Consider the following 11,775-nt stretch of genomic DNA (forward strand, 5'->3'; position numbering starts at 1 on the left):
CCCCTGCCCGGCGGTACGACAGGAGATCCCCCATGGAAGTCTGGCCAGGTCAGCCCTATCCCCTCGGAGCCACCTTCGACGGGACCGGCACGAACTTCGCCCTCTTCAGCGAGGGCGCCGAGAAGGTCGAGCTGTGCTTGTTCGACGAGCTCGGCACCGAGACCCGCATCGACGTCGCGGCCCAGGACAGCTACGTCTGGCACTGCTACCTCCCGACCGTCCAGCCCGGGCAGCGCTACGGCTACCGCGTGCACGGACCGTGGAACCCCGCCGAGGGCCAGCGCTTCAACTCCGCCAAGCTGCTGCTCGACCCCTACGCCAAGGCCGTCTCCGGCCAGATCGACTGGGACCAGGCGCTGTTCTCCTACGACTTCGGCGACGAGGACTCGTTCAACGACGAGGACTCCGCCCCCCACATGATGATGGGCGTGGTGATCAACCCGTTCTTCAACTGGGAGGGCGACCGCACCCCCCGCACGCCGTACCACAAGTCCGTGATCTACGAGGCCCACGTCAAGGGCCTCACCCAGCAGCACCCCGAGGTGCCGGAGGACCAGCGCGGCACCTACGCCGGCGTGGCCCACCCCGCGGTGATCGCGCACCTGAAAAAGCTCGGCGTCACCGCCATCGAGCTCATGCCCGTGCACCAGTTCGTGCAGGACAGCACCCTGCTCGACCAGGGGCTGCGCAACTACTGGGGCTACAACACCATCGGGTTCTTCGCCCCGCACAACGAGTACCACTCCACCAACGACCTCGGCGGCCAGGTCCAGGAGTTCAAGGCCATGGTGCGCGCCCTGCACCAGGCCGACATCGAGGTGATCCTCGACGTGGTGTACAACCACACGGCCGAGGGCAACCACATGGGCCCCACGCTGTCCATGAAGGGCATCGACAACCAGGCCTACTACCGGACGGTGGAGGGCGACCAGAAGTTCTACATGGACTACACGGGCACCGGCAACACCCTCAACGTCCGCCATCCCCACTCGCTGCAGCTCATCATGGACTCCCTGCGCTACTGGGTGACCGAGATGCACGTGGACGGCTTCCGCTTCGACCTCGCCTCCGCCCTGGCCCGCGAGTTCTACGACGTGGACAAGCTGGCCACCTTCTTCGAGCTCGTCCAGCAGGACCCGGTCGTGTCCCAGGTGAAGCTCATCGCCGAGCCGTGGGACGTGGGCCCCGGCGGCTACCAGGTGGGCAACTTCCCGCCCCAGTGGACGGAGTGGAACGGGAAGTACCGGGACACCGTGCGCGACTTCTGGCGCGGGGAGCCCGCGACCCTCGGCGAGTTCGCCTCCCGGATCACCGGCTCGGCGGACCTCTACGAGCACAGCGGCCGCCGGCCGTTCGCCTCGATCAACTTCGTCACCGCCCATGACGGCTTCACGCTGCGGGACCTGGTCTCCTACAACGAGAAGCACAACGAGGCCAACGGCGAGGGCAACAACGACGGCGAGTCCCACAACCGCTCCTGGAACTGCGGCGTGGAGGGCCCCACCGACGACCCCGAGGTGCTGGCCCTGCGCTCCCGCCAGCAGCGCAACTACCTCGCGACGCTGCTGCTGTCCCAGGGCACGCCCATGGTGCTGCACGGCGACGAGCTGGGCCGCACGCAGGACGGCAACAACAACACGTACTGCCAGGACAACGAGCTGTCGTGGATCAACTGGGACACCATGGACGGCCCGCTCACCGAGTTCGTCGCCGCCGTGACCCACCTGCGCCACGACCACCCGTCCTTCCGGCGCTCGGAGTTCTTCGACGGCCGTCCCGTCGAGATGGACGCGGACGACACCGGCCGCCCGATGCCCGACATCGCGTGGCTGACCACGGACGGCGCGCCGCTGAAGCCCGCCGACTGGGACGAGCCCCTGTCCCGGTCCTTCGGGATGTGGCTCAACGGCAACGGCATCGCCGGCGTGGACATGCGCGGGCGGCCCATCACGGACGTGAACTTCATCGTGTACTTCAACTCCAACCCGGAGCCCGTGAAGGTCAAGCTCCCGCCGGTGCGCTACGGCCGGCAGTGGGAGGAGGTCATCGACACCGCGGGCAAGTACGCCGACGGCCAGATCCGCAAGGCCCGCACCTCGATCACCCTGGACGGCAAGTCCATGGTCGTGCTGCGCGCCTACGAGGCCCCCGAGGAGGAGCCCGACGCGTCGGTCGCCGCCTCCGTGGCCGCGTACGCGAAGACGCCGCAGGACCAGTGAGCTGACGGCCCCAGCAGGCTGTCGACCCGGACACGGGTCGACAGCCTGCTGGCGTTTCCGGGGCCGGGCCGACAGACTGGTGCGGTGCGCACACCTATCTCGACCTACCGACTCCAGATCACCTCCGACCTGACGCTCGACCGCGCCGCGGGGCTCGTGGACTACCTCCACGACCTCGGCGCGGACTGGGTCTACCTGTCGCCGATCCTCCGGGCCGTCGACGGCTCCGACCACGGCTACGACGTCGCGTCCCCCGCCGAGGTGGACCCCGTCCGGGGCGGCGCCGCCGGGCTCAAGGCGCTCGCCGACGCCGCCCACGCCCGCGGCATGGGCGTGCTGGTGGACATCGTCCCCAACCATCAGGGCGTCGCCGCCCCGGAGCAGAACCCCTGGTGGTGGTCGCTGCTCGCGCAGGGCCAGGCCTCGCCGTACGCGAAGGCCTTCGACGTCGAGTGGGCGTCCGGCGGCGGCCGGGTGCTGATCCCCGTGCTGGGCGACGGCGACGACGAGCTCGCGCAGCTGCGGGTCGAGGACGGCACGCTGCGCTACTACGACAACGTCTACCCGCTGGCCGAGGGCACCTGGGCGGAGGGCGACGACCCGCAGGACGTCCACGACCGGCAGCACTACGAGCTGGTGAACTGGCGCCGCGGCGACGCCGAGCTCAACTACCGCCGGTTCTTCACCGTCGCCACGCTCGCGGGCGTGCGCGTCGAGGACCCGGAGGTCTTCGAGGAGTCCCACGCGGAGATCAAGCGGTGGATCGACGAGGGCCTCGTCGACGGCCTGCGCATCGACCACCCCGACGGGCTGCGCGACCCGCGGCAGTACCTCGAGCAGCTGAAGGAGCTCACGGGCGGCGCCTACGTCGTCGTCGAGAAGATCCTCGAGCCCGGCGAGCGGCTGCCCCGCGACTGGGCCACCGCGGGCACCACCGGCTACGACGCCCTCGGCGTGATCGACCGGCTGCTCACCGACCCGGCCGGGGAGTACGCGCTCACCAGCCTGGACGCCCGGCTGCGGGGCGGGGAGCCCGTGCACTGGGACGAGATGATCCACGGCACCAAGCGCGCCATGGCCGACGGCGCGCTGCTGGCCGAGGTCCGGCGCCTCGCCCGCCTCGTGCCCGGGGACGCCGGCCTGGACCGGGCCGTCGCCGAGGACGCCCTGGCGGAGATCCTCGCGAACTTCCCCGTCTACCGCAGCTACCTGCCCGAGGGCGCCGAGCACCTGCGGGCTGCCCTCGACGCCGCCCGGGAGCAGCGCCCGGACCTCGCCGGCGCGATCGGGACCCTGGGCGGGCTGCTCGGGGTCGACGCCACGGACGAGGCCGGGCTCGGGGAGCTCGCCCGCCGCTTCCAGCAGACCTCCGGGATGGTGATGGCCAAGGGCGTCGAGGACACCGCGTTCTACCGCTTCCCCCGCCTGACCTCGCTGACCGAGGTGGGCGGCGACCCGTCGCACTTCGCCGTGACCCCCGAGGAGGCGCACGCCGAGCTCGCCCGCCGGGCCGCCGAGGAGCCCCTCGCGATGACGACGCTGTCCACGCACGACACCAAGCGCTCCGAGGCGGTGCGGGCACGGATCACCGTGCTCGCCGAGGCGGGGGAGCAGTGGGCCGGCGTGGTCGGCACCGTCAAGAAGCTCGCCGAGCAGGCCGGGGCCCTCGTGGGCGACGGCCCGCTCGTGAATCTCGTGCTCCAGGCCGTGGTGGGCGCCTGGCCCATCTCGCAGGAGCGCGTGCTGGACTACGCCCTCAAGGCCGCTCGCGAGGCCGGCAACTCCACCGCCTGGGTCGACGGGGACGCCGGGTTCGAGCAGCGGCTCACCCGGTTCGTCGAGCTCGTCCACCACGACCCGCAGATGCGGGCCGTCGTCGAGGGCTTCGCCGAGCACGTCACCGCGGCCGGCTGGGCGAACGGGCTCGCCGCCAAGCTCGTCCAGCTCACGATGCCCGGCGTCCCGGACGTCTACCAGGGCTCCGAGCTGTGGGCGGAGTCCCTCGTGGACCCGGACAACCGCCGTCCCGTCGACTTCGGGGCCCGGGCCGCCGGGCTCGCCCGGCTGGACACCCCCGTGGGCGGCACCGCCGACGGGATCCCCGCCGTGGGACCGGACGGCGCGGCCAAGCTGCTCGTCACCAGCCGCGCCCTGCGGCTGCGCCGGGACCACCCCGAGCTGTTCACCGGCTACACCCCGCTGACCGCGTCCGGCCCGCTGGCCGGGCACGTGTTCGCGTTCGACCGCGGCGGCGCCGTGACCGTGGCCACCCGCCTGCCCCTCGGCCTCGCCGCCGCGGGCGGCTTCGACGGCGAGACCCTCGAGCTGCCCGCGGGCGGGTTCGAGGACCTGCTGACCCGCCGCACGCACTCGGGCACCGTGGCGCTGTCCCGGCTGCTCGCCGACTACCCCGTGGCGCTGCTGCGCCGGAAGGACTCCTGAGCCCCATGAACACCCGCGAGCACCTGAACCGCTTCGACGTCTGGGCCCCGCACGCCAGGACGGTGACCGTGCGGATCGAGGGCGACGACCACGACATGATCCCCGCCGCGGACCTGCCCGAGGACTCCCCGGCGGGCACGGCGGCACGCCGCGACGGCTGGTGGACCCTGCCCGACGGCGCGGACGTCCCCGAGGGCACCGTGCGCTACGGCTACCTCCTGGGCAAGACCTTCGACGAGGGCACGGCGCAGGAGCGCTCGCAGGTCTCCGAGGTCCTGCCGGACCCGCGCTCCCGCCGCCAGCCGCAGGGCGTGCACGACCTCTCCTGCACGTTCGAGCCCTCCGCGCACCGGTGGGGGGACGCCGCGTGGACCGGGCGGACCCTGGCCGGGTCCGTCGTCTACGAGCTGCACCCCGGCACGTTCACCCCGGAGGGCACCCTCGACTCGGCGGTCGAGCGGCTCGACCACCTCGTGGAGCTCGGCGTGGACTTCGTGGAGCTGCTGCCCGTCAACGGCTTCAACGGCGAGCACAACTGGGGCTACGACGGTGTCCTCTGGTACACCGTGGACGAGTCCTACGGCGGGCCCGCGGCCTACCAGCGCTTCGTGGACGCGTGCCACCAGCGCGGGATCGGCGTGATCCAGGACGTCGTCTACAACCACCTGGGCCCGTCCGGGAACTACCTGCCCCTGTTCGCCGACTACTTCAAGCCCGGCTCCAGCACCTGGGGCGACCTCATCAACCTCGACGGCTGGGGCTCGGACGGCGTGCGGGACTACATCCTCGACAACGTCGAGATGTGGCTGCGCGACTACCACGTGGACGGGTTCCGCCTCGACGCGGTGCACGCCCTCCAGGACCACCGGGCCGTGCACATCCTCGAGGAGATCGCCGAGCTCGTGGAGCGCGTGGGCGTGGAGACCGGCAAGCCCCTGTTCACCGTCGCGGAGTCCGACCTCAACGACCACCGGATGATCACGCCGACCACGGCCCACGGCCTCGGCATGACCGGGCAGTGGCTCGACGACTTCCACCACGCCGCGCACGTCGCCCTCACCGGGGAGACGCAGGGCTACTACGCAGACTTCGCCGCCCTCGGCACCCTCGACAAGGTGATGCGGGACGCGTTCTACCACGACGGCACCATGTCGGTGTTCCGCGGCCGCCACCACGGGCGGCCGGTCGACAAGCAGCGGGTGCGCCCGTGGCAGTTCGTCACGTGCATCCAGAACCACGACCAGATCGGCAACCGCGCCGCGGGGGACCGGATCAGCGCGAGCCTCACGCCGGACCAGCTCGTGCTGGGCGCCGCACTGCTCCTCACCCAGCCGTTCACCCCCATGCTGTTCATGGGGGAGGAGTGGGGCGCGTCCACACCGTGGCAGTTCTTCACCGCCCACCCCGAGCCCGAGCTCGGGGAGGCCGTGGCCAAGGGCCGCAAGGCGGAGTTCGCGTCCATGGGCTGGGACGAGGACACGGTCCCGGACCCCCAGGACCCGAGCACGTTCACGAACTCGAAGCTCGACTGGGACGAACTCGGCCGGGACGACCACGCCCGGGTGCTGAGCGCCTACCGCGAGCTCATCGCGCTGCGGCGCGCCGTGCCCGAGCTCACCGACCCGCGCTTCGACACGATCGGCACCGACCTCGACGAGGACGCCCGCTGGTTCGTGCTGCGCCGTGCCACGGCCCCGGGCTCCGACCACGGGGTCGCGGTGCTGCTGAACTTCGGCGCCGGGCCCGCGCAGGTGCCCTTCCCCGGCCGCCCGGACGCCGAGGTGCTCTACCGCTCCGGCGACGTGTCGCTGACCGCGGGCTCCGGCGGCGGCGGCGTCGCCGCGCTGCCCGCCCACGGCGCCGCCGTGGTGCGCTACTGAGCCCTCTCCGCCGTCCACCGAACGACCTCCCCGACCCTCGAAAGGCCCCCGTGCGCACCTACGGACCCGACGTCCCCTACCTCCCGGCCGACGACCGCTACGAGACCATGCCCTTCCGCCGCGTGGGCGACTCCGGGCTGAAGCTGCCCGTGATCTCGCTCGGGCTGTGGCACAACTTCGGCGACGACAAGCCGCTCGCCACCCAGCGCGCCACGCTGCGCCGGGCCTTCGACCTCGGCGTGACCCACTTCGACCTCGCCAACAACTACGGCCCGCCGGCCGGCGCCGCGGAACTGAACTTCGGGCGGATCCTGGCGCAGGACCTCGCGCCGTACCGGGACGAGCTCGTGATCTCCTCCAAGGCCGGCTGGACCATGGGCCCGGGCCCGTACCACTTCGGCGGCTCCCGGAAGTACCTCGTGTCCTCCCTGGACCAGTCCCTGCAGCGGATGGGCCTGGACCACGTGGACATCTTCTACCACCACCGCCCGGACCCGGACACCCCGCTCGAGGAGACGATGCGGGCCCTCGACCACATCGTGCGCTCCGGGCGGGCCCTGTACGTGGGGATCTCCTCCTACAACGCCGAGCTGACCCTGCGCGCCCAGCAGATCATGCGGGAGCTGGGCACGCCGCTGCTGATCCACCAGCCGTCCTACTCGATGCTCAACCGGTGGATCGAGTCCCCCGGACCGTCGGGGACCTCCCTGCTGGGCGCCCTGACGGAGACGGGGATGGGCTCGATCGTGTTCTCCCCCCTGGCCCAGGGCATGCTCACGGACCGGTACCTGGACGGCGTCCCGGAGGGCTCCCGGGCCGCCGCGGAGAAGTCCCTGAACCCGGAGTGGCTGACCGGCACGACCCTGGAGAAGGTCCGCGGTCTGCACGAGATCGCCGCCGCCCGAGGGCAGAGCCTGGCCCAGATGGCGATCGCGTGGGTGCTGCGCGAGCAGGCGGACGGCCAGGTCACCACCGCGCTCGTCGGCGCGTCCTCGCCGCAGCAGCTCGAGGACAGCGTGGGCGCCGTGCACCACCTCTCCTTCACCCCGGAGGAGCTGGAGTCGATCGACCGGCTGGCCACGGACTCCGACATCAACATCTGGGCGGGCGCCCGCGACTCCAAGACCGCGTGAGCGGCGGGGCCCGGTAGCCGTGGAGGCCTCGCAGTACCTCGCCCTGCTCGGGCTGTGGATCGCAGGGATCGTCGCCCCCGGCCCGGACGTCCTGGTGATCCTGCGCAACGCGTCGCTGGGCTCCCGGGCAGCCGGCGTGCTCACCGCGGTGGGGGTGATGACCGGCAACCTCGTGTGGATCACGCTCTCCCTCACCGGGGTGACCGTCCTGATCGGCCAGGCGGACACGCTCCAGCGACTGATCCAGGTGGCCGGGGCGCTGTTCCTCGGCTGGCTGGGCGTGAGCGGGATCCGGGCGGGTCTCGCCGCCCGGGCCGTGCCGGACCGGGTGCCGAGCGCGGCGGGCGGAGGGCCCGGCAGCGTCCCGGGGGAGCCGCAGGCCCCGCCGGGGCGCTCCGTCACCCCCGGCCGGGCCTTCGTGCTCGGACTCGTGACGAACCTCTCGAACGCGAAGGCCATCATCTTCTTCGTGGCGCTGTTCGCCAACGTGGTCCCCGTGGGCGCGCTGTGGTGGGAGGCGGCCCTGGTCTTCGCGCTGCTCGTGGCCGTGGGCCTCGCCTGGTTCACCGCCGTCGCGTGGGTCGGCTCGGTCGAGCGGCTGGCCGCGGGCTTCCGGCGGCACGGGGCGGCCGTGGAGCTCGCCGCCGGCGTGCTGTTCCTCGTGCTGGCCCTCGGCCTGCTGCTCAGCACGCTGTGAGCCCGCCGGCCGGCCCCCGGGCCGGGCCCGCCCCCGGCGGGCACTAGACTGGAGCGCTGGGTCCTGCCCGGCCGGGCGCCGGGGACGGGACCCAGACGACCAGACAAAGGAGTCCCGTGTCCCACCATCCCATTCGCGTGGCCGTCGCCGGTGTCGGCAACTGCGCCTCCTCGCTGATCCAGGGCGTGCACTTCTACGCCGACGCCGACCCGGCCGCCACCGTGCCGGGGCTGATGCACGTGGTCTTCGGCGACTACCACGTGTCCGACATCGAGTTCGTGGCCGCCTTCGACGTCGACGCCGCCAAGGTCGGGTACGACCTCTCCGAGGCGATCGGCGCCGGGGAGAACAACACCCTGGTCTTCGCCGACGTCCCGCACACCGGGGTCACCGTCCAGCGCGGGCCCACCCTGGACGGACTCGGATCCTACTACCGGGAGATGGTCCAGGAGTCGGCTGTGCCCCCGGTGGACGTGGCCGCCGCCCTGCGCGAGGCGCAGGTGGACGTGCTGGTGTCCTACCTGCCGGTGGGCTCGGAGGAGGCCGACCGGTTCTACGCCCAGGCCGCGATCGACGCCGGGGTGGCCTTCGTCAACGCGCTGCCCGTGTTCATCGCCTCCACCGACGAGTGGGCACAGAAGTTCACCGACGCCGGAGTGCCGATCGTGGGCGACGACATCAAGTCCCAGATCGGGGCGACGATCACCCACCGGGTGCTGGCGAAGCTGTTCGAGGACCGTGGCTACGTGCTGGACCGGACGTATCAACTCAACGTGGGCGGGAACATGGACTTCATGAACATGCTCGAGCGCACCCGGCTGGAGTCCAAGAAGATCTCCAAGACCCAGGCGGTGACCTCCAACGTCCAGCGGGAGTTCGGCACGCGCGACGTGCACATCGGGCCCTCGGACCACGTGCCGTGGCTGGAGGACCGCAAGTTCGCCTTCGTGCGCCTGGAGGGCCACGGCTTCGGCAACGCCCCGATCTCCCTGGAGTACAAGCTGGAGGTGTGGGACTCCCCGAACTCGGCCGGGGTGATCATCGACGCGATCCGGGCCGCGAAGATCGGGGCGGACCGCGGGATCGGGGGCCCGCTCACCTCCGCGTCGGCGTACTTCATGAAGTCCCCGGCCGAGCAGCTGCCCGACGACGTGGCCAGGGCGGACCTGGAGGCCTTCATCCGCGGCGACCGCGAGCGCTGAGCCCGCCGCCCCCGGAGCACGGGACCCCCGCACCGTTGCCGGTGCGGGGGTCCCGTGCTCCGGGGGCTCAGAGGTAGTCGGCCAGGCCGGCGCGGTGGAGCACGAACGCCGTGACCGGTTCGTAGACGCGCGGCGGGAGGTTGTCGTCGAGCGGCACGGCGACCTCGACCTGGCCCTGCGCCTCCGCCACGAACACGCCCGGGTCGTTGCAGTCGGCGACCGCGATGGTCCGCAGCCCCCGGGACCCGGCCGCCCCGGCGAGGCCGTGGTCGGCGACCACGAGGTCGGGCGGGTTCTGCCCGTCCCGGCGCAGCTTCTCCAGGGTCAGGGACATCGGCCCGGGGAAGTGGGTGTGCCGCAGCCCGCCGTACTGCTCGACCATCACGACGCTCTCGATCTGCCGGACGTCGCCGTCCTCGAACGGGAAGCCGTCCGGGACCTGCACCACGTGCGCCCCGGCGCGGCGGGCCACCCGGGCCAGCTGCGCGTAGACCGGGAACAGGCCGGCCGGGTGGCCGGTGGCGAAGAGCACGCGCCCGCCGGCGGCGACCACCTCGCCGAGGACCCGCGCGTAGCGTTCCAGCCCGGCGACGGCCAGCTCCGCGGAGATCGTGTCCTGGCCCTCGGCGTGGGCCCGGTCGGGGGAGATGCCGACGCGGTCGCGCATCAGCGCGAACACGTCGTCGAAGCTCCACTCCAGGGTGCGCACCACGCCCATGTGCTGGTGCTGGTCGCCGTCGAGGAAGCCCTGGATGTTGCGCAGGTTCGCCTCCCGGGAGGTCGCCACCGCTCCGGTGATGCGGTGGTCGTCGAGGTGGCGGGCGAGGTCTGCGGGGGAGAGGGGGGAGGTCGTCACCGTTCGAGTGTATTCAGGCGCCGGCCGCTACCGTCGCGTACCCCCGCCCGGGCGCGGACCCGGGCGTAGACCTCCGCGGTGGCCAGGGCGGTGCGGTCCCAGGAGTGGCCCTCGGCGCGCCGGGCGGCGGCCCGGCCCATGCGCTCCAGGGCGGCCGGGTCGCCGGCGAGCTCGACCACGGCCCGCGCCCACGAGCCGGGGTCGCGGTCGGGCACGAGCCGGCCGGTGAGCCCGTCGAGCACCGCGGTGCGCAGCCCGTCCACGTCCGTGGCGAGCACCGGCGTGCCGCAGGCCTGCGCCTCCAGGGCCACGAGGCCGAACGTCTCGGAGGAGGAGGGGACGGCCACGACGTCGGCCCGGCGCATCCGGGCGGCGAGCTGCGGGGCCGGCAGGGCGGGCCCGAAGCGCACGACGTCCTCCAGCCCCAGCTCCCGCACGCGCTCCCGGAGCGCGGCCGTGAAGCCCCGGGTGCCGACCCCCACGACGTCCAGCTCCACGGGCAGGCCCGGGTCGGTCCGCCGGATCCGCGCGAGCGCGTCGACGAGGACGTGCGGGCCCTTGAGCGCCTGCAGGCGCCCGGCGAACAGGATCCGCAGCGGGCGCCCCGGTGAGCCGGGGGGCGGCTCGTCGGCGCGGCGCGGCTCGCCGGGGGCGGGGTCCGGGGAGAAGGCCGAGAGGTCGACTCCGGGGGTGATCACGGTCAGGCGCCCCGCGTCGGCGTCGTAGAGCTCGATCATCTGCAGCGCCTCGGTCCGGGTGTTCACCACCGTGGCCTCGGCCCGGGCGATCAGCCCGGCCTCGGCCTCGGCGCGGGAGGCCGGCTCGAGGCCCTCCCCGGTCCGGGCGCGCAGGTTCTTCCCGAGCGCCGTGGTGTGCAGGGTCAGGACGAGGGGGACGCCCCAGCCGTCGGCGAGCTCCCGGCCCGCGGCACCGGAGAGCCAGTAGTGGGCGTGCACGACGTCGGGCCGGTCGGCCTCCGCGCGGAGCACCTCCGCGAAGGCCGCGGTGAACCCGGGCAGGTCCTCCTTGCTCGCCCCGGCGGCACCCGGCAGCGAGACGGTGAGCAGCCGCAGCCCCTCGCGGATGCGGGTGCGCCGCACGCCGGCGACGGCCGGGGCGCCGCGGCCCCGGTCGAGGGTGGCCATGTCCACGGTGTGGCCGGCGTCCACGAGGGCCTCGGCGAGGTGGCGCACGTAGACGTTCATCCCGCCCGCATCCCCCGACCCCGGTTGCTCGAGGGGACAGGTGTGCAGGCTGATCAGCAGGACGTGGCGGGGCGCGGCGGACACGGCTCAACTCTAGCCGCCGGGCCCGGGGACCCGGTCCGGGCCCGGGGGCGGCGGTGC

Annotated in this window: 8 protein-coding genes; 6 read left to right on the plus strand and 2 right to left on the minus strand. The window is 72.9% G+C overall.

Annotated elements, in window-relative coordinates:
* Positions 1–32 precede the first annotated feature (32 nt).
* From glgX to EQG70_RS06040, 6 genes are all read left to right on the plus strand, one after another.
* A complete protein-coding gene (glgX, locus tag EQG70_RS06015; protein ID WP_017833337.1) occupies positions 33–2,219 on the plus strand; it encodes a glycogen debranching protein GlgX in 2,187 nt (728 codons plus the stop codon).
* 84 nt (positions 2,220–2,303) lie between these two features.
* A complete protein-coding gene (gene treY, locus EQG70_RS06020) occupies positions 2,304–4,661 on the plus strand; it encodes a malto-oligosyltrehalose synthase (RefSeq protein ID WP_109268110.1) in 2,358 nt (785 codons plus the stop codon).
* A gap of 5 nt (positions 4,662–4,666) precedes the next feature.
* On the plus strand, positions 4,667–6,541 hold the full coding sequence (gene treZ / locus EQG70_RS06025; RefSeq protein ID WP_095650577.1) for a malto-oligosyltrehalose trehalohydrolase: 1,875 nt from the start codon (positions 4,667–4,669) through the stop codon (positions 6,539–6,541).
* 107 nt (positions 6,542–6,648) lie between these two features.
* Positions 6,649–7,674 (plus strand): aldo/keto reductase, encoded by a 1,026-nt coding sequence (locus EQG70_RS06030; protein ID WP_051063761.1) that lies wholly within the window; start codon positions 6,649–6,651, stop codon positions 7,672–7,674.
* 19 nt (positions 7,675–7,693) lie between these two features.
* Positions 7,694–8,371, plus strand: a complete 678-nt coding sequence (locus tag EQG70_RS06035) for a LysE family translocator (RefSeq protein WP_109268109.1) — start codon at positions 7,694–7,696, stop codon at positions 8,369–8,371.
* Between the two features lie 116 nt (positions 8,372–8,487).
* Positions 8,488–9,573, plus strand: a complete 1,086-nt coding sequence (locus EQG70_RS06040) for an inositol-3-phosphate synthase (protein WP_109268108.1) — start codon at positions 8,488–8,490, stop codon at positions 9,571–9,573.
* A gap of 67 nt (positions 9,574–9,640) precedes the next feature.
* On the opposite strand, the gene EQG70_RS06045 is transcribed toward EQG70_RS06040, so the two are convergent.
* The gene (locus EQG70_RS06045) at positions 9,641–10,429 is read right to left on the minus strand and encodes a phosphatase (RefSeq protein WP_109268107.1); all 789 of its coding nucleotides are present in this window, start codon (positions 10,427–10,429) and stop codon (positions 9,641–9,643) included.
* Complete coding sequence (locus EQG70_RS06050; protein WP_237740437.1) at positions 10,426–11,718, minus strand: glycosyltransferase; 1,293 nt, start codon at positions 11,716–11,718, stop codon at positions 10,426–10,428. Before EQG70_RS06050 ends, EQG70_RS06045 begins: the two co-directional genes overlap by 4 nt.
* Between the last annotated feature and the right edge of the window lie 57 nt (positions 11,719–11,775).

The organism is Kocuria rosea (genome assembly GCF_006094695.1).
GTDB lineage: Bacteria > Actinomycetota > Actinomycetes > Actinomycetales > Micrococcaceae > Kocuria > Kocuria rosea.